This is a genomic window from Noviherbaspirillum agri (assembly GCF_054780595.1).
In genome coordinates this window covers 110642-135124 of record NZ_BAAGWA010000010.1, presented here as the reverse complement: position 1 = coordinate 135124, position 24483 = coordinate 110642, and the positions used below count along the sequence as shown (strand labels likewise).

Annotated in this window: 18 protein-coding genes; 7 read left to right on the top strand and 11 right to left on the bottom strand. The window is 61.0% G+C overall.

Features of this window, described 5'->3' with window-relative positions; genetic code table 11:
- Positions 1-138: 138 nt before the first annotated feature.
- Complete coding sequence (locus tag ACYVIA_RS16720) at positions 139-1257, top strand: GGDEF domain-containing protein (protein WP_460842758.1); 1119 nt, start codon at positions 139-141, stop codon at positions 1255-1257.
- Between the two features lie 220 nt (positions 1258-1477).
- Positions 1478-2260: an SDR family oxidoreductase gene (locus tag ACYVIA_RS16715; RefSeq protein WP_460842756.1), complete on the top strand. Its 783-nt coding sequence runs from the start codon at positions 1478-1480 to the stop codon at positions 2258-2260.
- A gap of 30 nt (positions 2261-2290) precedes the next feature.
- Here the strand turns inward: ACYVIA_RS16715 and ACYVIA_RS16710 are convergent, their stop codons facing one another.
- Positions 2291-2512 carry a hypothetical protein gene (locus tag ACYVIA_RS16710; RefSeq protein WP_460842755.1) on the bottom strand — a complete coding sequence of 74 codons (222 nt, stop codon included), beginning with the start codon at positions 2510-2512 and terminating at the stop codon, positions 2291-2293.
- Positions 2513-2772: 260 nt separating this feature from the next.
- Between ACYVIA_RS16710 and ACYVIA_RS16705 the strand changes: the two genes are divergently transcribed.
- The 4 genes from ACYVIA_RS16705 (at position 2773) to ACYVIA_RS16690 (ending at position 5692) form a co-directional block, all read left to right on the top strand.
- Complete coding sequence (locus tag ACYVIA_RS16705) at positions 2773-3120, top strand: hypothetical protein (RefSeq protein ID WP_460842753.1); 348 nt, start codon at positions 2773-2775, stop codon at positions 3118-3120.
- Between the two features lie 13 nt (positions 3121-3133).
- Entirely contained in the window at positions 3134-3511 is a 378-nt protein-coding gene (locus ACYVIA_RS16700) for a hypothetical protein (RefSeq protein ID WP_460842752.1), read from the top strand.
- 152 nt (positions 3512-3663) lie between these two features.
- Positions 3664-4440: a PRC-barrel domain-containing protein gene (locus ACYVIA_RS16695; protein ID WP_460842750.1), complete on the top strand. Its 777-nt coding sequence runs from the start codon at positions 3664-3666 to the stop codon at positions 4438-4440.
- A gap of 289 nt (positions 4441-4729) precedes the next feature.
- Complete coding sequence (locus tag ACYVIA_RS16690; protein ID WP_460842748.1) at positions 4730-5692, top strand: cytochrome c oxidase assembly protein; 963 nt, start codon at positions 4730-4732, stop codon at positions 5690-5692.
- A gap of 94 nt (positions 5693-5786) precedes the next feature.
- Here the strand turns inward: ACYVIA_RS16690 and ACYVIA_RS16685 are convergent, their stop codons facing one another.
- A complete protein-coding gene (locus tag ACYVIA_RS16685; RefSeq protein WP_460842795.1) occupies positions 5787-7112 on the bottom strand; it encodes a PQQ-dependent sugar dehydrogenase in 1326 nt (441 codons plus the stop codon).
- Between the two features lie 387 nt (positions 7113-7499).
- On the opposite strand from ACYVIA_RS16685, the gene ACYVIA_RS16680 reads away from it, so the two are divergent.
- Positions 7500-7958 carry a fasciclin domain-containing protein gene (locus tag ACYVIA_RS16680; protein WP_460842746.1) on the top strand — a complete coding sequence of 153 codons (459 nt, stop codon included), beginning with the start codon at positions 7500-7502 and terminating at the stop codon, positions 7956-7958.
- A gap of 18 nt (positions 7959-7976) precedes the next feature.
- Here the strand turns inward: ACYVIA_RS16680 and ACYVIA_RS16675 are convergent, their stop codons facing one another.
- The 9 genes from ACYVIA_RS16675 to ACYVIA_RS16635 all read right to left on the bottom strand — a co-directional run bounded on the left by ACYVIA_RS16675 (position 7977) and on the right by ACYVIA_RS16635 (position 24455).
- Positions 7977-9017 carry an AI-2E family transporter gene (locus ACYVIA_RS16675; protein ID WP_460842744.1) on the bottom strand — a complete coding sequence of 347 codons (1041 nt, stop codon included), beginning with the start codon at positions 9015-9017 and terminating at the stop codon, positions 7977-7979.
- Positions 9018-9214: 197 nt separating this feature from the next.
- Entirely contained in the window at positions 9215-10546 is a 1332-nt protein-coding gene (locus tag ACYVIA_RS16670; RefSeq protein ID WP_460842742.1) for a hemolysin family protein, read from the bottom strand.
- Between the two features lie 240 nt (positions 10547-10786).
- The gene (locus ACYVIA_RS16665; RefSeq protein ID WP_460842741.1) at positions 10787-12511 is read right to left on the bottom strand and encodes a restriction endonuclease subunit S; all 1725 of its coding nucleotides are present in this window, start codon (positions 12509-12511) and stop codon (positions 10787-10789) included.
- Complete coding sequence (locus ACYVIA_RS16660; RefSeq protein WP_460842793.1) at positions 12508-13956, bottom strand: type I restriction-modification system subunit M; 1449 nt, start codon at positions 13954-13956, stop codon at positions 12508-12510. The genes ACYVIA_RS16665 and ACYVIA_RS16660 overlap by 4 nt, the downstream gene beginning before the upstream one ends.
- A gap of 361 nt (positions 13957-14317) precedes the next feature.
- Positions 14318-16684, bottom strand: a complete 2367-nt coding sequence (gene hsdR, locus ACYVIA_RS16655) for an EcoAI/FtnUII family type I restriction enzme subunit R (protein WP_460842740.1) — start codon at positions 16682-16684, stop codon at positions 14318-14320.
- Between the two features lie 234 nt (positions 16685-16918).
- Positions 16919-19429 carry an apolipoprotein N-acyltransferase gene (gene lnt, locus ACYVIA_RS16650; RefSeq protein ID WP_460842738.1) on the bottom strand — a complete coding sequence of 837 codons (2511 nt, stop codon included), beginning with the start codon at positions 19427-19429 and terminating at the stop codon, positions 16919-16921.
- Positions 19430-19434: 5 nt separating this feature from the next.
- Complete coding sequence (locus ACYVIA_RS16645) at positions 19435-20100, bottom strand: hypothetical protein (RefSeq protein WP_460842735.1); 666 nt, start codon at positions 20098-20100, stop codon at positions 19435-19437.
- A 28-nt stretch (positions 20101-20128) separates the two neighbouring features.
- The gene (locus tag ACYVIA_RS16640) at positions 20129-21217 is read right to left on the bottom strand and encodes an SGNH/GDSL hydrolase family protein (RefSeq protein ID WP_460842734.1); all 1089 of its coding nucleotides are present in this window, start codon (positions 21215-21217) and stop codon (positions 20129-20131) included.
- A 415-nt stretch (positions 21218-21632) separates the two neighbouring features.
- The gene (locus ACYVIA_RS16635; RefSeq protein ID WP_460842733.1) at positions 21633-24455 is read right to left on the bottom strand and encodes an EAL domain-containing protein; all 2823 of its coding nucleotides are present in this window, start codon (positions 24453-24455) and stop codon (positions 21633-21635) included.
- Between the last annotated feature and the right edge of the window lie 28 nt (positions 24456-24483).

The following is a 24483-nucleotide window of genomic DNA, read 5'->3' as shown; positions in this document are numbered from 1 at the left end:
CTCGTACACTGAATTGCCAAAAAGAAATAGCTTCTTGCTACCACCCCGCGACATGCGAGTGACGATATCCGACGTGCGCTGCGGCTGTCGTTGACACTCCCGGTAAGCGAAGAACACAAACAACGAGGCAGGAGACACATGGCAGTTTCGTTCGTACGACCGCTGTTGCGAAAGATCCTTCCCTTAAACCTTGGCGACGAAATGGGCCATGCCTGTTTCCGGCTGACGCTCGTCTGTGCGTTTTCCCTTTATCTGATGCTCGCCTACGTCACCGGACACATCGGCAATCTCAGGAATGCCGCGCTGGGCGTCACCGCTTTCTTCAGCTTCGCCTTTGTCTGGATGGGCGTCGTGCATCTGTCGCTGCTGACATTCCGCTCGCGCCGTGTGCTGTCGATTACGCTGGACCAGGCGGTGTTCGCCTTTGCCGCCTACCATGCGGGTGACGTGATGGCACCGGTGATGTGGGGACCGGTGCTGATGGCCATCGGCAACGGCCTGCGCAACGGCCCGCGCTTTGCCAAGCTGTCTGCGGTGACCGGTGCGCTATGCACGGGAACCGCGCTCGCGTATTCGCCCAACTGGGACCTCGGGCCGCTGGTGTACGACGGCCTCATTGCCTCCATCCTCATCCTTCCCTGGTACACCGTGGTGCTTGCGGAGCAGGTGGAACAGGCCAAGCGCGCGATGCAGGCGCGCGCCGCGATTTTCGAATCCGCCTCGCGCACCGATTCGCTGACAGAACTGCTGAACCGTTCCGGCTTCTTCATCGCCTTGCAGAATGCGCTCGACCAGGCCCGGGACAAGGGTACGCGCGGCGCCGTCATGCTGCTCGACCTCGACGGCTTCAAGGCCGTCAACGACAGCTGCGGGCATGCGGCGGGCGACGAGGCGCTGCGGGAAGTGGCGATGCGGCTGCGCAGCTGCTTTCGCAGCAGCGACAGGATTGCGCGCGTCGGCGGCGACGAGTTCGGCATCGTGCTGAGCGAGGTTTCAGGCCTCGACGGCGTCGAACGCCTCGCCCAGAAAGCGATCGACTCGATTGCGGAAGTGCGCATCCCGGGACGCCCCGACTTGCGGCTCGGCGCAAGCATCGGCATTTGCGTGCTCGGCAGGGAGGGCGGCTGCAGCGATTGCCGTCATGTGATGGATGTTGCCGACCGCTTGATGTACCAGGCTAAGCGGTCGGGGAAGAACCAGTTCCGCATCGCGAGCGCTTATGCCGTCCGGCGTACTGCTGCGGTAGCGCCTAACTAAGCTGCAATTTCACGAAAGCATTTCACCAAGACCACCATTGATTGCCGCCCCGGTATCTGGCATGGCTCCTGCACGGCTTGAAGTTTCGCCGGGGGCACCAGGCACGTGCACCAGGGCGCGCTCACGGCTAACACGAACGGTAAATTTTTCCGCCACCCGGTAGATTCTTCCCGTTGTTTCCTGCACTGCAAGCGTGCCCTTGCATCTTGTGGAGAAGAGCATGAACCAGCAAAGACTGCGGGGCGAACTCGCCATCGTCACCGGATCGGATTCCGGTATCGGACAGGCCACGGCGATAGCGCTTGCACAGGAAGGCGCGGATGTCGTGATCACGTATTTTCGTGACCGGCAAGGTGCGGACCATACCGCGCTCGACGTGGAAGCGGCCGGGCGCAAGGCGGCGGTATTCCAGCTCGACCAGCGCGATTCCGGCAAGGTCGCGGCGCTGTTCCGGGACGTGAAGACGCAACTCGGCGTACCGACGATCCTCGTCAACAATTCCGGCATTGATGCCTCGGGCAAGCACGTGCACGACATGAGCGACGAGGACTGGGATAACACCATCCGCACCAACCTGTACGGGCCGTTCTACTGCTGCCGTGAATTCATCCGCTGCATCGAGGGCAGCGGCCGGCACGGCAGCATCATCAACATCACCAGCGTGCACCAGGAGATCCCGCGTGCGGGCGCTTCCGCCTACGATGCCTCCAAGGGCGGCTTGCGCAACCTGACGACCACGCTCGCGCTGGAACTGGCGGAGAAAAACATCAACGTCAACAACATCGCGCCCGGCATGGTGCTTACCCCGATGAACCAGCAGGCGATGGACGATCCGCAAGCCTTGCAGCGGCAGGTGCAGTCGATCCCGATGAAGCGTGCCGCAAAGCCCGAGGAGATCGCCCATGTTGCGGTCTTCCTCGCTTCCGAACAGGCGCGCTACATCCACGGCACCACCATCGTGGTGGATGGCGCGTTGATGCTGTACCAGGGGCAGGGCGCATAACACGCCGCTGAACAACTCCCGCCGCCACACTTATCCCGGCGAAGGATCGCCCGGTTCCGGGTATTCCGGCGGCGACGGGTCCGGGATGATCTCCGGACTGCCCGGTCCCCACGGCGTGCCGGGGTCGGGCGGCGGCTCCGGGATTTCCGGGCCTGGCTTGTAGGATGGATCGATTTCAGGCTGCGGGCTCGGAGTGACAGGGACCTCTGGCGGCGAGCGCACCGGGTCCGGTCCGGGGCGATGGGCTTGCATGGCGTGTTCCATCCTTTACCTAGCTAACGGGCAGTTGTGGCAGCAGTGTGTGCAGGCGTCGATGTGCTCGCTCGCGGGACGTGGCCATTCCAGTTGCCATCATGGGCAGCTCCTTGGGAGGTTACGGGACTGTGTCGACGCAAGCATCATTCGCGCCAAGGCTGAAGTCACGAACGGCGGTCTGCAACGCCGGCATGACGAAGGCACGGAATATGCAAACATCATCGGTATCGTGATCATTCGAAGCAAAGGAGGACGCCATGCCAGCCGGTGCCAGCCAGAAGCGCGAGGGTGAATTCAAGAAGCTCGAACATCGCTTCAAGCAGGAAGGCCGCTACAGGGGCCGAGAAGACGAGGTTGCTGCACGGATTGTCAACAAACAACGCGCGCAATATGGCGAGACGCGTGTCGAGAAGCAGAAGGAAAAGGAAGGCAAATCGCCGGACCGCGGCCTGCCGATCAAGGATTACCAACGGCTGACGATCCCGCAGGTCCGCAGCCACCTCGATGCATTGTCAAGAAAAGACATCGAGAAGATCCGCGCCTATGAAGCGACTCACCGCAATCGGAAGGGATTGCTCTCGGCACTCGATGCCCATCTCAAATGAAAGGCAGGTCGGTATGAAGCATCCGGTGACCAAGGTCGTGCTTGCGGCGGCATTGCTGGCGGTGCCGATTCTTGCGAGCGCGCAGGCATCCAACGAGCCGAGGACGCCGGTGGATGGGGGCGCGATCATCATGCCGCCGGACACGGACCGCAAGGCGGTCAAGCCTGCGCCGAAGAATGTCGATCCCGGCGTCGAGAAGCAGGCACCCGGAAATGTGGAGCGAGGTGAGCCGAGGCAAGCCGAGAGGCAGATACGCCCGAAGCGTACCGCGCAGCCGCCCGCGGAAAATAACCGGCCAATGAACGGAAAAAGGAACGGGAAGAAGAACAGCTCCAGGGAAGCAGACTGCAAGGGGCGCGCAGAACTGTGCAAACAGGACAGCGCAAAATAACGGTCAGGAAGACCGCGTTTGCCCTGAACGCCTGAAGGAAGGCGCGCAGTGATTGGCAGACGAATAGCGCAAACGGTCACGGCGACAGAGTAATGGCGCGCATGCGCTCCGCCGCCCCGCGCCACTTGTCGCGTTTTTGAGGAGGGACACATATGTTCCTGCACAGCGTAACGGGCCTCGACAACTTTGCCGTCGCGGCGAGGGACGGCGACGTCGGGGCGGTCGATGACGTGTATTTTGACGAGGAAAAATGGGCGATCCGCTACCTCGTCGTGGACACCGGCGACTGGTTCGTCCGGCGTGACGTGCTGATCTCGCCGATCTCGATCCGGCGCCCCGACTGGACATTGCGTGTCCTGCATGCCGACCTGACGCGGCAGCAGATCCGTGACAGCCCGAGCGTGGACACGGCGCAACCGGTGTCGCGGCGGCATGAAGCAGAATTGCATCGCCACTACGGCTACTCGTATTACTGGACCGGTCCCTACATGTGGGGTGAGGGCGTGTATCCCGGCATACTCGAGGAAAGGCCGTTTGAAGAGCCGGGAAGCGAACCCGGCGCGGCGGCGGAAAGTGCAGCGCGCCGGACAGCGGGCAATGTGGACGAGCACGTGCCCGACAACCGGCACCTGTTCAGCTGCAAGGATGTGATGAGCTACGCCATCAAGACACTGGACGAAAGCTTCGGCCATGTGGAAGACCTGCTATTCGATGATGACGACTGGTCGATACAGTTTCTGGTCATCGATCCGCGCAACTGGTGGCCCGGCAAGTCGGTGCTCGTGCCGCCCGACCGCATCGATCACATCAGTTCCGAGGAGCGCAGCGTGGTGATGCGCATCACCCGCGACGAGCTTGAGCACTGCCCGGCGTACGACTCGCGCAATCCGCCGCCGAGCAAGCCGCACCGGCCGCGCATGCAGCGCTGACATTCACCAACAACATCGGCATCCGCACCTTGCAAGAACTTCACGGCTACGTCAGTTTTTCAAGCGGCGGCATTTTTTACATTCCGACAATTTGAGAACACTTAGATACCCACATAAACACGCACGCACATAAGCATGCACATAAGCGCGACTGACAGTGACGAACGGGCCATTGGCAAAAAACTTGCAGCATTCGCGTCACCGTTCTGCGCTGGCATGCGTAGCCCGCCGTCGGGCATTGGCCATCGCACACCTATTGCCCAACTGCTGCCAACTGTCGCATTGCTTCATGCGCTACGCCAACGAATCGCCTCTTTTCATGCCAGTCATCCGGCCCGCATTCCTGGTAGTGAAGATCGCAGTCATTCTCGGGATTGCCTGCGCTCCGCTGGCGCACGCGCATTCCGGTGCCGAGGGTGGAGGATTGCTGGCCGATGTCGACCCGTGGGTCGTGGCGGGACTGATCCTCGCCGTGGCGCTGTACGCTCTCGGCACCCTGCGGCTCTGGCGTCACGCGGGGCGGGGCGCAGGCGTGCCGGTCTGGCGTGCGGCGTGTTATTTCGCCGGTATCGGCATCGTCGCACTCGCCTTGCTGCCGCCGGTCGACCAGTGGGCAGAGGAGCTGTTTGCGGCGCACATGCTGCAGCATGAATTGCTGATGCTCGGCGCGGCACCGCTGCTCGTGGCCGGCATGCCGCTTGGCGTCTATCTCTGGGCGTTCTCGCCGGCGTGGCGCAAGAGAGTGGCAACAGTATCCCGGTGGGGGCCATTGCAAAGCAGCTGGCGCTGGCTGACGCAGCCACTGGTTGCATGGTCGATACATGCGCTCATGCTCTGGGTCTGGCATGTACCACGCTTTTTCCAGGCGGGTTTGCTTCACGAGGGTGTGCATGTGGCGCAGCATCTCTGCTTCCTGATCTCCGCATTGCTGTTCTGGAGCGCGCTGGCCGGCACGCGCAGCCCGATGCGCGACGGCTCGGCCGTCGTCTATCTGCTGACTACGCTGATTCACTCCGGCATGCTGGGCGCACTGCTGGTGTTTTCTCCCCGCGCCTGGTATCCGCTGTATGCCGGGCGAACGGAGGAGTGGGGTATCAGCGTCCTCGCAGACCAGCAGCTCGGCGGACTGATCATGTGGGTGCCGGCCGGGCTCGTGCTGATGCTGGCGGGACTGTTGTTTGCGGCGAAGGTGTTGCGGCCGGTATCTACGGCTACAACCGCTACAACCAACACAGCCGGCAAGCGGACATGATGCGCGCCGCTATTCTGGCCGCGCTGTGTTGAACGGTTCCCTCTTCCCCGGCCCCTCTCCCGCTTGCGGGAGAGGGGAGCGAAAGCGCGGCAAACTACTTTGCCGGTACCACCCGCCACACCACGTCGCCGACATCATCTGCTACCAGCAATGCGCCCGTGCGGTCCACGACCACACCGACCGGACGGCCGAGTGCGTTGCCGTCGCCATCGAGGAAGCCGGTCAGCATATCCTCCGGCATGCCATCGGGGCGGCCATCTCGGAAGGGAACGAAGATCACCTTGTAGCCGCTGCGCGGGTTGCGATTCCAGGAGCCGTGCTGCCCGATGAAGGCACCGCCCGCATAGCGCTGCGGGAACAGCTTGCCGTCATAGAAGGCAAGGCCGATCGATGAGGTATGCGCGCCGAGCGCGTAATCCGGGACGATGGCCTTGTCGACAAGGTCGGGGCGCTGCGGCTTCACGCGCGGGTCGAGATGCCTGCCATAGTAGCTGTACGGCCAGCCATAGAATCCGCCGTCCTTCACCGAGGTCATGTAATCCGGCACCAGGTCGCTGCCGAGTTCATCGCGCTCGTTGACGGCAGTCCAGAGCGCGCCGCTCTGCGGCTGCCATGCAAGGCCGTTCGGATTGCGGATGCCCGAAGCGAACACGCGGTAGGTCTTCGCCGTCGGATCGACTTCGAGGATTGCCGCGCGGTTCACCTCGTTCTCCATGCCTTTCTCGGCGACGTCACTGTTCGATCCCACGGTCACATAGAGCCGCTTGCCGTCGCGGCTGGCGAGGACGTTCCTGGTCCAGTGGCGATTGATCGGCCCCGCGGGCAAGTCGACGATCTTCTCTCCAGGACCGTCGATCTTCGTCGTACCTGGGGTGTATTTAAAACGCAGCAAGGCGTCGGTGTTGGCGATATACAGGTCGTTGCCGACCAGCTGCATGCCGAACGGCGAATGCAATCCTTCAAGGAAAACACTCCGCGTTTCGGCCGTGCCATCGCCATCGGCGTCGCGCAGCAGGGTAATGCGGTTGGCGCTTTCTCCCGCAGAGCCGGCACGCTTCATCACCATCTTCATCACGCGGCCGCGAATGCCCTTGAAGTCTTCCGGCTTCGGCGGAGCGTCGGTTTCCGCCACCAGCACGTCGCCGTTGGGCAGCACATGCAGCCAGCGCGGATGGTCCAAGCCGCTGGCATAGGCGTTCACGACAAAGCCGGGTGCCGCAACTGGTTTGGTGCCAGCGGGCCACCCTTTTGCGGGAGCAATCTTGACCGTGGGGATTGCAGATCGGCTGGGCGGCGGCAAAGTCGGTTCCGGCCCGAAGCCCGCCTGCGCCGGCAGTTTCGCGGTATCGCCACAGGCAGCAAGACTCAATACACCGGCGCTTGCTAGAAGAAGGCGGAAAAATGTGCAGGACATGGTCATCCCCTCGAAGAATAGCCGCATCAATGCGCTGGAACCTGACGGCAGCAATAAGCGTGCAACTTGCACGTCCCTTTTATGATTCGACAGTGGAAATGATGGTGCGTCTGTCTCCGTTCAAGCAATTCCCAGGAAAGTGATTGCGCTGAGAAACACAACTGAACTCGGCCTAACAAAGCACGTCCAAAATACTTTGCAACTATTAAACCCGGTGTGAGCTTTGCTTCGCTAATCCGGTTCGGTGTCCTTGCCGTGGGTCAAACGGACTCCGCTTAGCGATCACGTTCGGGATGCAAAACCGCAGCCGAAGTGCGACCTGACGTTCAGGCGCAGCGCTTTATCCCTACACGGCATGGTCAGCCAATGTACAGCCACACCGAACCACATACGATGAAAAAACTCATACCCTTGCTACTCGCTGCACTCCTGGCCGCTTCCGCTTCCGCCGCAGACCTGGTCGGGACTGCGAAGCGCTCGTCCGAAATCAGCCACTTCGTCGAAGCGGTGCAGATCGCCGGTCTTTCCGACACGCTGCGGCAGCGCGGTCCGTTTACCGTGTTTGCCCCGTCTGACTCGGCATTCAATCAGCTCCCGCAGGAAGAGAAAAAGGCGCTGTTATCCGACCGGGAAACGGCGGCGAAGTTTGTCTCTGACCATGTTATTCCCGGCAAACACATGGTCATGGACATCAAGCCCGGTGAGACGCAAACCATCGACGGCAGCAAACTGCACGTGAAATCCGATAACGGACTGGTGCGCGTCGAGGACGCGAGCGTGATCCAGAGCGACCTGGATGCGGATAACGGCGTGATCCATATCGTCGACAAGGTCATCCATACGGAAAAATAGCAGGGCACTTCGCGCGGCTCATCCACTGTCCACGGAGCGATCCCCAAGCATGTCTTCGACGTACCACATGCGGATCATCACCATGGCCGCGGCGGTAAGCGGCGTGGCGAGGATCACGCCCAGCGCACCGGCGAGGAAGCCGCCGAGGACCTGCATGCCGACAGTCAGCGCCGGGGGAAGATCGACCATGTGCTGCTGAAGAAGCGGCGTGAGGATATAGCTCTCGACGGTCTGGATTCCCGCATAGAGTGCAATGACGTACAGGACCTGGTCAAAGCCATCCACCAGCGCAATCAGCAGCGCGGGAATCACCGAAATAATCGGCCCGATATTCGGAATGAAGGACAGCAGCGCGGCAATAATCCCGAGCACCAGCGCAAGGTCAATGCCGATGATCCACAGCCCGATTGTTGTCAGCACGCCGATTACCGCCATCTCGATCAGCTTTGCAGTCAGCCACGAGGCCAGCGTGGAACGCGTTGCCTCAAGGACTTCTCCCGCGCGGCGCCGCTTGTCCAAAGGGACCAGATGCATCAGGCCGCCTACATAGGTTTGCGGATTGATGCTGAGGAAAATGCCGATCGCCAGCGCGATCACGAGGTTGCCGATCGCGCCAAATGTCGATGAAAAGAACTTGGTGAAAAGCGAGACGGCTTTGGAGCCGGAGGGCATCGCGTCCTGCAGCTTTCCTTGCTGCTCCATGATGCGGTTCGCCCAGTCGTATTGCAGCAATTGCTCCTGCAGCTGACGAAACGCTTTCGGGACGCGATCCGCCAATTCGCTCGCCTGGTCCGACACATCCGGCGCGATATACCAGAAAAAAAGTCCCAGCAATAAAAATGGTGTAAGCAGCGCAATCGCCGTTGCCCACTTGTCGGCGAGGCCGGTCCACCGCGCAATCCAGTTGCTCATTGCGCGGAACAGGATGGCCAGCAACATGCCGGCGAATACGACGAGAAAGATTTCTGATGCGTACAGGATCAGAAGGGTGATGAGCGCCACAGCAGCAACGACTGTGGCCCTGATGAGGGTCTCGGTTGCAACTTCCTTTCCGCTCAATATCGGCTCCGGTGCAGGTTGTTCAGCCTTTCAGGCTATTGCACCGACGCTGCAATGCAAGAAGCACTGCAGCACGCAATGACATTGGTCAGTATGGAAGCCTTCACGGCGACACTGAAAGGCCGCGCCCCATAAGACTGCGGTTCGGAAGACTACGGCCCAAAGGACCGTGGTTCAAAGACCGTGCCCCGGCAGGATCAGCCTTGCTGCGTATCTTCCGGATTGGCCTGCGCTTCAGTCCGGGATACCAGTAGGCGGTCAATCCGGTGCCGGTCCATATCCACTACCTCGAACCGGTAGCCGCTCCACTCGAAATGCTCGGAAACGGCCGGGATGTGGCCAAACTGGGTGAGCACGAAGCCCGCCAGCGTATGGTAAGTACCATTGGATTCCTCAGGAAACTGAAGATTGGTGACGAACAAGTCGCGGAAACGGTCTAGAGAGACGCCGCCGTCAATCAACCAGGAGCCATCCTCGCGCTGCACCGCATCCGCTTCGTGCTCCTCGTCGTCCACGACCGATACATCGCCCACGAGCGCGCCCATGACGTCGCTCAGTGTCACCATGCCCTCGATCTCGCCGTACTCGTCAATCACCAGCGCCAGCTCGGCACGGTTCTTTTTGAGTGTTTCCAGCAGGTCCATGCCGCTGACGGTCTCCGGGACATAGAGCGCCGGCTTGATCGCCTTTTCGATGTCCACACTGGAGATGGACTCGCCACGGATTGCCTGTTCAAACAGGTCACCCGTGTGCACGATGCCGAGGATGTTGGAGCGGTCGCCGCGGCACACCGGCAAGCGGCTGAAGGGGCTGTCTGCGATCTTCGCCAGCGATTGCTCCAGGCTGTCGTTCAGGTCGATGAACTCCAGGTCCGTACGCGGCGTCATCAATGCGCCCAGCCGCAGGTCATCCAGGCGCAAGGCGCGGGTCACGATGTCATGCTCGGTGCGCTCAAACAGGCCGGCGTCCGCGCCTTCGCGGATCAGGCCGGTGATTTCTTCTTCGGTGACGGAGTCATCCTTTGGCTTGTGCAAGCCAAGCAGGCGCATGATGGCCTCGGTCGTCGCCGTCAGGACCTTCACGAAGGGCGACACGATGCGCGACAGCCATTGCATCGGCGCGGCGATCATCGTCGCTACCGTTTCAGGGTACTGCATGGCAATGCGTTTCGGCACCAGTTCGCCCAGCACGATGGAGGCAAACGTGATGCCGATCACCACGATGCCAAGCGCAATCTCGCGCGCATACTCGGCCAGAACCGCCACCTGCGCGATCTGCGGCGCGAGCCGCGCAACGAGTGATGCCTCACCGAACGCACCATTGAAGATGCCGATCAGCGTGATGCCAACTTGAACGGTGGACAGGAAGCGGCTGGGATGATCGGCAAGTTGAAGTGCAGCCGTTGCGCCCCGGCTGCCGTTGTCGGACAGGTTTTGCAGCCGGATCCGCTTCGAGGAAACGACGGCCAGTTCGGACATGGCGAAAACGCCGTTGAGAAGAATCAGTCCGAGGATGATGAATATATCCACGCGAGCAGAAAGGTGCGGTTTCCCGCGCCTCTCAGGTTGTTTGAAAGGGGATCATTGTACTTTACTCACCTGCGGCGAAGTTGCAGGCCATGAGGATTGCCCGCTCGGCAAAGGCCGTTTTGTCCTCTGGCTCCGGCCGCATGCCGCAGCTAGGATGCCTTGTCCGGCTGAATCGCTGTGTCTCGTCGTTCATTCAAGGCCGCACGTCCACGTGAAAGACGAGCGGCCATGACAAGCGCCTCAGGCCGCTTGGAGTGCCGCTTCAATCAAGGTGGAGGCCAACCGTTCTTGGCTGCGGCGCGATTCGGCAAGGTCGGCCTTGAGCTGGTCGCAGAGGGCCATCAGTTCGTTGACTTTGGCGACGATGCGGTGTTGTTCAGCGAGAGGAGGGAGTGGAAACGGTAATTGCCGGAAATTTCCAAGTCCGATACGTGTCAATGTCATGCCATGATGATGGGACGCCGCAAAAAGGCTTGCCAAAGGAGAGCTGAGGTAGTTCAACGCGAAGTCGGTACTTAGGCATTCGTGCACGGAGAACCGATAACAGTCCGCCTTCACGAGCGCATTGCCGATATCGGACGGAACCTTGCAGCATCGAACCCGATCTTCGACGAGACCAGCGATGACCAAGTCGTTCGCAAAAACATGATGTTTTTCGAGGCGATTAAAGCGCGCGGAATCAATGTATGCATGATGCTCGGCTCTGAATTCCCGGTCTCCAATGTTTTGAAGTCGGATAACGCGAAAGCCGGGCGTAGAAATGTAATGCTCCGTTTTAAGGTTTGCGCCAAACGGCCCGTCCGTAATGGAGTTCTCTGTGTCACTTGCAATTTGGTCAATTACTGTCCACTGCCAAGTCTCGGGAATGCCCGGAAGTGGCATTTCCAAGCTATCCACGTCTATTGCGCAGATCTTGCGCTTGACTTTCCGTGAACCACTAATCCTCTTCAGGAGCGCACTTGCGGGCTCATCCTTTGGATCTTGCGGCACCAGCTTGCCAATCACAGCTAGTTGCAGGACCGTCTGCTTGAGAACGTCGAGGCTGGACTCGGTGATGAAGAGGGTATCGAAGTGTTCAGCAAGGCGTTGCCAGTTGGCGGTGAGATCGCCGGCGTCGGTGCTCTGGGTGAGCGTGCCGAGCAGGGCGTCGACGAGCCTGGCATGCGCGTATTCGGCGTCGGCCTGCTCCGCTTCCAGCCGGTCGCAGAGGGTCATCAGCTCATCGACTTTGGCGACGATGCGGCGCTGTTCGACAAGAGGGGGGAGAGGAAAAACGAACCTAATAAGGTCAGTGGCACCAAGATTTGGCTGAGCGGTACCATTATCAAACTTCGATATTTGCCCTGCGATCATTGGACTGGATAAGTACGACTCGACGTACTGAAGAAGTTTTTCTTCGACAAGTCGAACGATTACCAACGAAGAAGCGATTGCAGCAGGTCCATCGTCCGCTACAACTCCAAATTTACCCAGTGAGCCTCGAAGGCAAAACAGGAGATCACCCTTTTTGGTTTTTCCTGATCTAAGTACATCAAAACGCGCCTGCGGGATGTAGTTCATTTCCGTGAAGTTGACGCGCCTATCAATTAAGTGCCCAGCATTGATAAACGGGATACCAGACGGAACAAACTCCTCACGCGAAGGATAGTTTTTGCTGCGGTCACCGTTCTCGAACGAGGCGATGTCCGCCAGCCTGACCCACAGCCAGCTATCGGGCACTGCAAATGGTCGCTCATCTTCTCCAACGGGCGCTATTGGCTTCGTTTTTTTGCAACTGCCGTCAGCCTCCAGTCGTGCCTTTTGCTGTGTAATGCGCTTCAGTAATTGACTGGCCGGTTCGTCATTGGGATCTTGCGGCACCAATTTGCCACGCACGGCGAGTTCCAGAATAAGGCTCCGCAGTTTCTGAATGCCATCCGGCGCAGTCGCCAGCAGCGGCAGATGTTCACTCAACACGACGCTCACGCCTTGCCCTCCAGCGCAGCGGCGAGCACTGCCCTCAGTTCATCCCGCGTCTTGGCGATCCGCGCCTGCAATTGCGCGTAATCGGCGAGCAGTTCGTCTGGATCGTGGCTCACTTGATCCGGGCTGTGCGGGTTCTTGATGTCGAGGTTGTAGTTGCGCGCCTTGATGTCGTCGGCGCTGACTTTCCATGCGAATTCACTTTCAACGCGATTGGTCCACCACGCCTTTTCCACCTCGAATTCCTCGATGCGCATCGGCTTCGTCTTGGAATAGCTCTTGTAGCCCGCCGGGTAGGGATGCTCGTAGAACCAGACTTCCTGCGTCGGCGTGCCTTTTGTGAAGAAGAGCAGGTTGGTCTTGATGCCGGTGTAGGGGTTGAACACGCCGTTGGGAAGGCGCACGACGGTGTGCAGGTTGCAGGTGTCGAGCAGTTGTTCCTTGATGCGTGTCTTGATGCCTTCGCCGAACAGCGTGCCGTCGGGCAGCACCACGGCGGCGCGGCCGCCGTCCTTGAGCAGGTGCATGATCAGGACGAGGAACAGGTCGGCGGTCTCGCGGGTGCGGAAGTTGGCCGGGAAGTTGTTCTCGATGCCGTCTTCTTCCATGCCGCCGAAGGGCGGGTTGGTGACGATGACATCGACGCGGTCGCGCGGGCCGTAGTCGCGCAGCGGGCGTGCCAGCGTGTTGTCGTGGCGGACGTTGGTCGGCACGTCGATGCCGTGCAGGATCATGTTGGTGGTGCAGAGCAGGTGCGGCAGCGGCTTTTTCTCGACGCCGAAGATGGATTGCTGCAGCACCTGTTCCTGCTCGACGGTCTTCACATGGTGCTTGCGCACGTATTCGATGGCACAAGTGAGGAAGCCGCCGGTGCCGCAGGCCGGGTCCATGATCTTTTCGCCAAGCTGCGGCGCGGTCATGTCCACCATGAACTGCGTGACCGGGCGCGGGGTGTAGTACTCGCCGGCGTTGCCGGCGTTTTGCAGGTCGCGCAGGATCTGCTCGTACAGGTCGCCGAACAGGTGGCGGTCCTGCGCCTTATTGAAGTCGATGCCTTCGACGATCTTGTTGATGACCTGCCGCATCAGGTGGCCGGACTTCATGTAGTTGTAGGCATCTTCGAACACGCCGCGAATCACATAGCCGCGCTTGTCGCCGCCCTTGGGTTGCAGATTCTTCAGCGTGGGGAAGAGCTGGTTATTGACGAAGTCCAGCAGCTCGTCGCCGGTCATGCCCTCGGCATTGGCCGCCCAGTTGCGCCAGCGCAGGTGCTCCGGGATGGGTGACTTGTAGTCGTCGTCGAGCAGTTCGTACTCGGTTTCCTTGTCGTCGTAGATCTTGAGGAAGAACATCCAGACCAGCTGGCCGATGCGCTGGGCGTCGCCGTCGACGCCGACATCCTTGCGCATGATGTCCTGGATGGATTTGATGGTGGTGCTGATGCTGATGGACATAGAAACGGTTGAGTTCAATGACGGGTGATTGTGTAGGGTGCGCTATGCGCACCGATTGTGCTTGCGGTTGTTCCGGTGCGCGGGGAGCACCCTACGGTTCTGCAGGAAAAGCCGCGTCTCATGGTTACCTCCCGCTACGCCGGGCGCCCCTGCAAAGGGGGAAGGAGTGGCTCCGTGGCAGCTTGTGACGCAGTGTGTAGGGTGCGCTCTGCGCACCAGTGCTATTGCGATCGTTCCGGTGCGCAGAGCGCACCCTACCGTTCTGCGATTGAGCTGTGTGCAGGCTGCGCTCTGCGCACCAATCGCTTGCCCTCGTTCCGGGTTCACCGGGCGCACCCTGCGGTCCTGCGGCTTATCAGCCATACAACTGCGCTTCCAACTCCCGGATCGCGGACAGGTACGCGGGTTTGCCGCCGAAGGACTGGATCAGTTCCGGCGGCGTGCCTAACCGGGTGAACGGGTCGAGGGTGAGGATTTTAATGTCTTCGATGCTTTCGATGCCGGCGTCGGCGTATTTTTCTACGAGCGCTTCCAGCACGGCGCGCGCCTTGTCGCCATATCTTGCAAAAGCGTCACGCTTTTTGACCTGTTCCGCCCGTTCCTTGCGCGTGAGCGGTGGACGGTCGAAGGCGACGTGGCACACGAGGTCGAAGGGGTCGAATTCGCGCCCTTGCTTCTTGCCGACTTCCTCGGCCAGCGCGTCGAGGATCACGCCTTTCGCTTCCAGTTCTTCAATGATGGCTTTCTTGCGGTCGGCGCCGGTCCAGCGGCGCAGGAAATCGTCGAGGGAGGCGTATTCCTTGCGCACCGCGCGGCGGGTGTAGTCCTTGAGCGATTCGGTGATCAGCTTGCCGTCCGGGCCGTAATACTGCACGCGCTCGGCAACGACATAGACCGTGACTTCGCCGCCCAGCACGTACTTGACGCGCTTTCTGCCGTCATCTTCCGGGGGCAATGGCGGCTCTGGCCGGGGGGATGGCCCGGCCGGATCGCTGTCGTCCTGCGGCGCTTCTTCGTCGGGCGGGACGGGCGACTGATCGCCTTTGGGTTCATAGACCTGTTCCGGCGGGCCGTCGAAGTCGGGATCGGCGAAGAGTTCGGTGGCCTTCTTGAAGTCCATGATCGTGAACCAGAATTTGCCGTGGTCTTCGTTGATGCGCGTGCCGCGACCGATGATCTGCTTGAACTCGGTCATCGACTGGATGCGCTGGTCGAGCACGACAAGCTTGCAGGTCTGGGCATCGACGCCGGTGGTCATCAGCTTGCTGGTGGTGGCGATGACCGGGTAGCGGCTTTCCGGATCGATGAAGTTGTCGAGTTCTGCCTTGGCTTGCGGGTCGTCTCCGGTGATCCGCATGATGTATCTGCGGTTTTCCTTCACGCGGTCCGGGTTGAGGTTGACCAGTGCCTGGCGCATGCGCTCGGCGTGGTCGATGTCTTCGCAGAAGACGATGGTCTTGGCGTAGGGATCGGTAGCACTGAGAAATTCCGTGACCTTTCTGGCAACCAGTTCGGTGCGCTTTTCCAGCACCAGCGTCCGGTCGAAGTCCTTCTGGTTGTAGATGCGGTCTTCGATCAGGTTGCCGTGCTTGTCAGTCTGTCCCTTGGCGGGACGCCAGCCTTGCAGATCGCGGTCGATGTCGATGCGGATGACCTTGTACGGCGCGAGAAAGCCGTCGTCGATGCCTTGCTTGAGCGAGTAGGTATAGACCGGTTCGCCGAAGTAATGGATGTTGGAGACTTCCTTAGTTTCCTTCGGCGTGGCGGTCAGGCCGATGTGCGTGGCGCCGGAGAAGTAGTCGAGGATTTCGCGCCATGCCGAATCCTCGGCGGCGCTGCCCCGGTGACATTCGTCGATCACGACAAGGTCGAAAAAGTCCGGGGAAAACTGCTTGTAAATGTTCTTTTCTTCCTCGCTGCCGGTCACGGCCTGGTACAGCGACAGGTAGATTTCAAATGCCTTGTTGGCCTGGCGCTTCTCGATCTTGGTCATCGCCGCGCCGAACGGCTTGAAGTCGTTGGTGCGGGCCTGGTTGACGAGGATGTTGCGGTCGGCCAGGAACAGAATGCGTTTCTTGGCCTTCGATTTCCACAGCCGCCAGATGATCTGGAAGGCGGTGTAGGTCTTGCCCGTGCCGGTGGCCATCACCAGCAGGATGCGTTGCTGGCCGCGCGCGATCGCCTCGATGGTGCGGTTGATGGCATTGACCTGGTAATAACGCGGCAGCTTGCCGCTGCCGTCGTCGTAATACGGCGTTTCGACGGTGTCGCGGCTTTGCGGCGTGACGAGTCCCTTCCACGCGCAGTAACGCTGCCAGAGTTCTTGCGGTGAAGGGAACTGGTCGAGCGTGAGTGCCGTTTCGACCTGTTTGGCGTGACCGGTGCGGTCGTGGAAAAGGAAGCCGTCGCCGTTGCTGCTGAAGACGAACGGCAGATCGAGCGTTTCGGCATAGCCCAAGCCTTGCTGCATGCCGTCGCCAAGGCCGTGCGTGTTGTCCTTGGCTTCGATGACGGCGATGGGAAGGTTGGCCTTGTAGTACAGAAGGTAGTCGGCGCGTTTTTTGGTGCCGCGGCTGTGCATCTTGCCGCGAACGATGATGCGGCCGGCGGTGAAGGTCACCTCTTCACGGACTTGCGAGGCAAAGTCCCAACCGGCACGCTTCACCGCAGGGGTGATGAACTGGGTACAGATGTCGCGCTCGGAGAGATTTTTCTTGGACATTGTTTCCTCGCAGAATCGTTGCCGGATGATAACGGAATCAGCAGCATTTCCCAATGTCACAATTGCAACTCGTCGTTACTATTCGTTGACTTTCGGTTGGCTATGCATCGTGCAGCGTGAGTGATGCGGGCGCACCATATTGAATTGTTCCCTCTCCCCCGACCCCTCTCCCGCAGGCGGGCGAGGGGAGCTACGGTAACGGCAATTCATGCCGGATCAGTAAGGGTAGCTTTCCTAGCCCCCAAACACCCGCAACAGCAGCCACGACGGCAAACCAAGGTAGAGCAGCGCAAGCCCGAAGCGCTCAAGCCAGCGCCGCGTCTCTGTCGCTTGCACCGGACGCAGCGCTACCGCGAGCAGGGTGCCGGCTTCGATCGCGGCACGCAATGCGGCGGCGCTGAGTGCGACGCCAATCGCCCACGCGGCCCACCAGAGCGAGAAGGCAAGCAGGTAGGCCTTCAGGCCGAACAGGTGGTATTCGCCAAAGCTGTCGCCGAAGGCAATGTGCTGGTGCAGGCGGAACGCCGGGATGGCAAGTAAGGTCGGGAGCAGGACGAACTTCACCAAGGGATGGCCAAGGCGTCCGCGCCGCACTGCTTCGCGGACTCTGGCATAGGTCATTTCGCACGATGATTTGGCGGCGGGTTTGCCGCTGCGCGTCGCGGGGCGGCTCGCTGGTGCCAGGGCCGACGCCAGTGCAGTCGGGTTGGCCGTCGCAAGTCCGTATCGCCAGCGTTTGCCCGACGTCAGGTGCAGCGTTACGCCGGAGCCGGGGACAGGCAGGCGCCACGGTCTGGCGGCGGCAATGTCGTGCAGTGCGAGCTCCATGCGATGCGCGCCGCGCGCCAGCACGAGCTTGCCGTTTTCTATATAAGCGCGTGCGGCAAAAGCGTACAGCACACACCACGACGCAAGCTCCGGCGCCAAAAAGAGTGCGGCAAAGGTACGGATCTGTGCCAGCGTGTTGCCGCGCAGGGTGTCGCTGAACAGCATGGCTGCGCCCATCCAGAGCAGGCTGGTGCGGGCGAAGGCGCGCAGGAGGCCTGCGGCGACGCGGGCCGCGGGCGGCAACACGGCGACCTTGACGGGGAAGGTGATTGCAGTGGCGGGCTCGGGCATGCCTTTCGCCTCGGGTTTATGCAGTGCGCGGAATGCTGCGGACAGTGCGAGCAGGGCGAGGAATGCGGCCGAGGCCGGCCCGACCCAGTTACCCCATCGCACAATCAGCGTGGGCGACGGCGTGGCGACGGGCAGTTCACCGACTACGACAGCGCGTTGTCCTTGTCCGGCGCTGGCGATGACGGTGCCCGTGGCGTCGATCACGGCGCTGTAGCCGTTTGGCGTGACGCGAAACTGCGGAAGGCGGGTTTCGATGCTGCGGAATGCCGCGGCGGCAAGATGCATGTCCATGCCCGGCGCGGCGGTGAACCAGGAATCGTTCGACATGCTCAGGATCGCCTGCGCGCCCAGCCGCGCGCCGTCAACAGCGAGACCCGTATTCATGTCGTCGAGGCAGATCATCGGCAGCACCGGGATCTCGCGGCCGTCCGCAAGCCGCAGCGGGAACACGCGTGCACCTGCGCCAGGCTGCCAGGTCCCGGTCCACGGCAGCCAGCGCCGCAGTGCCTGGCCATCGAGCCAGTCCGGCACATACTCGGTGAACGGAAAGAGATTGCTCTTGCGGTAAAAGCCGAGCAGGCCGGTGTCGGGCTCGACGAAAGCCGCCGCGTTGTATTCGCCGTTCTCGTCCACGTCATAGGTGCCAAACACCAGGGGCACCTTGGCCGAATCCACGAAGGACAGGATTTCGCGATCCAGCTCTGCACCGGCATCGCTCTTGGGATGGCCGAAGGTCGTGGGATACGCCGTCTCCGACCAGAGCACGGCATCCGCACCTTGCCGCACGACGGCGTCGTAGGTCATGGCGAAGTGCGTGTCGAGCACCTCGCGCACGACGGCATGCGCGCCTTTCTCCTGGCGCTGGCGCTCATAGTCCACGATGTTGGACTGGATCATGCCCACGCGCAGCGACTCGCCCGGAGATGTGTTTGCAGGCGACGAAGGGAGGCTGGCCCAGCCGTAGCTTGCCAGCAGCAGCGGCACCAGCACGGCAAGTGCCAGGGGCGCGGCGATCGCGCGAACCCCATCGGAACGGCGCGCGATGGCAGTTGCTACACACTGATTAGCCAACAGCAGCAGGATGGTAAGGCCGGCGGCGCCGCCAAGGTCCGCGGCCTGGCGCAGGAGTGTGGAGGGATAGAGTCCGTAGCCGAGCGTATAACTCAGCGCATGGCCGAGGAGTTTGACCGTAAGCCATTCCGCCGCGACCCAGGCTGCGGCGGCTGCACAGGCGGTGAGGGCAGGGCCGTACCGCCGGCCAACGACATGGCGCACCAGCGCGAAGGCAAGGAACTGCGGCTGCAACAGCGGCGCAGCGACCAGCAGCAAGGAGACGCCGGCGGCGGTGCCGATCTGGGTATAGCTACTGATGGCGACCCCAAACCACGCAAAGACCGCCGCAGCGTAGGCAACCGACATGACGCATGCCGAGAGCAGCGTGCCTGCGAGGCTGCGGTTTGCATCGAGGGTGCGCAGCCACGGCACGAGAAAGACGAAGCCGAGGAACCAGCCTGCGCCGCCGCGCACGTACAGTCCGGCAAGAATTGCGCTGGCGACGATGGCGGCCAGCATGCGTGCGCCAGCATGTGGCGATCGCGGCATGGTGTTCGGGATGGTGTTGGGCATGCGGCTCACTGTGGTTCCGTCGGTGCGGGGATCGTGATGCGCCGTATCGGCAGCCCGGGCGGCGCGTGCTCCGGCAGCACGACGCGGTCCTTTGGAAGCGCGATGGGCTGGTTGGCAGCATCGACGAACTGGACGTCCGGCGAGTACATCAGGATCGGCTCGATGGGCTGGCCGTCGTCGGTTGTCTGGTGGTGTCGCACGTAACCCGGCGGAAGCTCGAAATCTTCCGGCACCGCGATGCCGACCAGCGGCGGGCTGGTGCCGGGCGGATTGAATGCACCAAGGCCGGTGTAGATGCCGGCTTCGTGCAGGCGCTCGATCACCTCCGGCATCGTCGGCTTTTCGCCACGAGCGACATAGAACGAGAGGTCTCGTGTTGGGTCTGCATCCCCCTCCACATGTTCCGGCGCTTCTGCCGACGGATCCTGCGACGTGGGATGCACAGGGATGGGCGGGGGCGTCCAGGTGGCGAAGTTGTCGCGCTCCGACGAGGCGGGAGAAGAACTGGATGCTGCGGTGCCGTCATCCTCGGCGGACGACCTGAACAGGAAAAGAAGGCTGACTACGCCCAGCGCGAGCGCGATGGCGAGATAGCCGAAGGACGGGCGCCAGCCGCCCCGGTCTTCAACCGGGCTGGGCCGTTGCTTTCCGGAGCGGCGTGGCGTTTTCATGGATTACTGCCCCCTGATTCCAGACAGATTACGGTGCTGACGGATTGAAGGTCGACAGGCCCCAGCCAAGGCGCTCATGGCCGTACCGGTTCCATATCGGGTTCTTGCCATCGGTAAACGACGTGTAACGCGCCGCGCCCGATCCCGTGCTGCCGCCCCACAGGCCGGCCGTGACAGTCCCGCCCGTGTAGGTCGGATGCGTGTCATCGGACTGGATGTAGTCATAGCTGCTGGTGGCGGAGACGAAATGCGTGTTGGAGTCGCGGATCGTCGAACGCAATGCGGTGGTGATGCGATTCACGTAGTCTGCCTCGCTCTCGCCAGCGACGTAGCGCAGTGCCTCGGAGTCGATCTTGCCGTCGCCGTTGCTGTCGTAGTCCGCCCCCATGTACTGCGCAAACGCGTCTACGCAGGCAAAGCCCTTTTGCCGCGCGTAGTCGCACATCGCGAAGTTCATCTTCGCAATGTAGGGCAGCAGCGTGTTTTGCATGTTCACCGTCGCGCCGGTCGATGCACTCTTGCAGGAGCTTTGCACGTTGTCGGCGGCATAGCCCGGGTAGTGCAGGTTGGAGATCACCTTGAGCTTGGTGCCGGCATAGGCATTGGCATTGATGTAGTCCATCGCCCTCGCCACATAGGTCTTGCAGTTGTTCAACGCCGTATCCAGCACGCCGGTATTGCAAGTGCCAGTCTGGTTCTTGAACGCCGTGCGCGCCTGCAGGCCGTCGTTGCCGCACATCTCGAACGCCACCACGCGGGTCGCGCTGTGCTGCATGTAGGACCGTTCGGCCACGATCTTGTTATTGTAGACGTCGGACGCGACCGCGCCAGACTTGGTGCGGCGCACCTGCTCCATGTCCGCATTCCACAGCGCTGAAAGATACTCGGACTGCACCACGGGACCGGCATACTTTGCCGCGTTGCTGATCGAGCCGTTGTAGCCGGCGAAGATCGAGTCGCCGTAGGACACCACGCGGTACTTGGTCGTGGTGCCGGAGCGGTCGACGGTCCAGGAAGCGTTCTGGTTCAGCGTGTTCGCCGCTGCTTCCGATCCGACGGCGAGTAGTGCAAGGACAGGCATCATCCTGCGCAACGTAGTGCGCACTCTTTTGTTCATGTTTGTCTCCATTAGTTAAATTTTTCTTCAATACCTGAACGACCGGACCTCGCCATGACGCACCGCCGTCGATCAGCTGAACGGACAAGTGGTACTGAGGAGTTCCATGAACGAATATAAAGGAATGAAATTTGCGCACGATGAGGCCACATCATGTCGATGGAGTGCGGGTGATATTGATCAATTGACTTTGGAGAGCCAATTCGCCGACACGAGTGAAAGGAGGAGGCAATCAGTGGTATAGGCGTCTGCTGCGTCACAGCATGCGGGCGAGCGCGATCAAACCTGTTGGCGTGGTGCGACAGGATTTGGATCTCTGTTTGTGTTTTGTAAGCGCAGCGGCGAGTGCGCTTTTACCGTGCGCTCGCCACATACATGCCGAAGATTTCATCGCGGTGGAGAACGAGCACGCCTGTCAGTGATACAACTGGCGCGGGTCCGCCTGCCGATACCAGTCGACGAACTGGCCTGCGGTCATCGGCGGGCTGATCAGATAGCCTTGTCCGAGGTCGCAGTCGCGCTGGCGCAAGAGATCAAGTGCGTCTTCCGACTCGATGCCTTCGGCGACGACTTCGACACTGAGCCGTTTGGCGAGCGCGATGACGGTTTCCGCAATTGCGAGCGAGCGCTCGTCGGTGTCGATGTTGCGGATGAAGGACTGGTCGACTTTCAGTTTGTCGATGGGAAATTGCGACAAATAGCTGAGGCTGGAATAACCGGTGCCGAAATCGTCGAGCGAAATGCGCAGGCCGAGCTGCTTGAGCCCGGCGAGGGTCTTGGCCGCTTCCTCGACCTGTTTCATCACGGTGCTTTCGGTGACTTCCAGCTCCAGGTAGGACGGGTCGATCTCCGAGGCGGCGACCGCGTCTGCCACCTTCCGGGAGAAGTCGCGTGCGCGGAACTGGATGGGCGAGACGTTGACCGCGACACGGATGGGGGGCAGGCCCTGGCGGCGCCATTCATGGTGCTGGCGGCATGCTTCTTCAATCACCCACTGGCCGAGCTGGTTGATGAGGCCGCTTGCCTCGGCAGCCATGATGAATTCGCCCGGCATGATCACCTCGTCATTGACCTGCCGCCAGCGGATCAGCGCTTCTGCGCCGGAAACATGGCCTGACTTCGTGTCGATGATGGGCTGGTAGAACAGCTCGAAATTGTTTTCGTCGATGCTCTGCCGCAGCTTTTGCTCCAGCGTAAATACGCGTTGCGTATTGGTGTTGATTTCCGGTGTGAAGAATTGATAAGTGTTCCGTCCGTTGGCCTTGGCGTGGTACATCGCCGCGTCGGCGTGCCGGATCAGCACATCGACAGAGGATCCGTCGGTGGGGAAGACGCTGATGCCGATGCTGGGGGACGTACGCAGCTCGAGGCCGTTGACGTGGTAGGGCTCGGACAGCCGTTCCAGAAGATGCTTGGCGGCGCGGGCGATATCCTGTTCTTCCTGCACGTTGGTCAGCAGGGCGATGAACTCGTCGCCGCCCAGCCGGCCCACGAGGTCACTGCTGCGTACGCTGGTTTCGAGGCGTCGTGCCACTTCCTTGAGCATGAGGTCGCCGGTTTCGTGCCCGTAGGTATCGTTGATCGGCTTGAAGCGGTCAAGGTCGAAAAACAGCACGGCAATCTTGTGCTTGCCGCGTTTCTCCGAGGCGATCAGGTGTTCGCCCAGCTCATAGACCAGTGCCCGGTTGGGCAGTCCCGTCAGCGGGTCATGCCGGGCGGCGTGCAGCACTTGCTGCTCCGCTTTTTTCTGTTCCGTAATGTCGACCGAAAAAGAACAGATGCCGAATGGATCCGCCGTGTTCAGGTAGCTGACCGGAAATTTGATCGTGTGGTAGGTGCGTTGTATACCGTCCCGATGGCGCATTTCCTGTTCAAGATGGAGAGGGCCGCCGATTTTGAGGGCATCAAGGTCGCTGCTACGAATTTCCGCAGCGATGTCGGGGGCGTACAGTTCTGCAATGTTATGCCCGACCATGGGCGAAAGCGCGGCATCGGAAATCCGCTCCAGCACCTTGTTGGCAAGAATGACATTGCCATTCAGGTCGCGGATGGAAACGAGCACAGGCGAGTTGTCGAGAATGCTCTGCAGTTGCGATCGCTCGCGCAACAGGTCGTCCTCGATCTGCTTGCGCACGGTGATGTCGGAAACAAAGCTGACCGCGAGGCGCCCGGACGGCGTATCCGTCATGCTCAGGCTGGCCTCGATCGGGAAGACGGTGCCGTCATGGCGCAAGCCTTTCAGTTCCATACCGACACCCATCGGGCGCGGATAGCTTTCAGCAAAGTAGGCTTTGCGCTGATCGACATGGCGCCTGCGCGAACTTTCGGGGATCAGTATTTCGATCGGCTGGCCGACGAGGAAATCGCGCGTATAGCCGAACATGTTTTCCGCAGTCCGGTTGACCAGGCGTATCCGTCCGTCCTCGCCGATTCCGATGACCGCCTGCGTAGCGGATTCGAGCAGCGCGCGCGACGTGTGTTCGCTTTCCTCCAGCGATAGGTGCAGCTCATGTTCCTTCGTGCGATCGCGCGTGATTTTCGAAAAGCCGCGCAGTTTACCGGTGTCGTCACGCACGGCCGTGAGGCTGATTTCCGCCCAGAACCGGCTGCCGTCCTTGCGCACGCGCCACTCCTGCCGTGAGACATATCCCTGTCTTTCCGCTTCTTCCAGCAGTTGTTGCGGATGGCCGGCGGCGCGGTCTTCCTCGGTATAGAAGATCGAAATCGGCTTGCCGATGATCTCGCCCGACGTGTATCCGTTGATTCGCTCGGCACCCTGGTTCCAGCTCTCGATGCAGCCGCGGGGGCTGACAAAGAAGATCGCGAGGTCGCGCGCGCCCTGGATGACGAGCCGGAAGCGCTCCTCGCTTTCGCGTATCGCCTTGCGCGACTTGTCGACCCAACCGCCGAGCAGGCTGATGCATGCGCCGATCACGGAGAAGACGGCAATCCGCACGGCATCTGCCGGCACGAATCCCTTTAGCGTGAGCGCGGGCTCGATGAAAAACACAGGGCCGACCAGCGCCCCAAGCGCGGTAGCGAAGATTGCTGGCCGAAAGCCGCCATACATGGCAGAAATGGCGATCGGCAGCGTAAAGATCAGCATCGGCGCATTCGATTGCAGGACAGGTTGCAATAGATAGCGCGCGCCAGTGGCAGCGAGGACGAGAACGAAAGCCAGCAGGTAGGGATGGCGGCGGTTTTCGGGAAAGAGCGTTCTCAGGCTGGTAAGCGGCATCGAAGGGGTCTGGCTGGTTGTTTGTCTT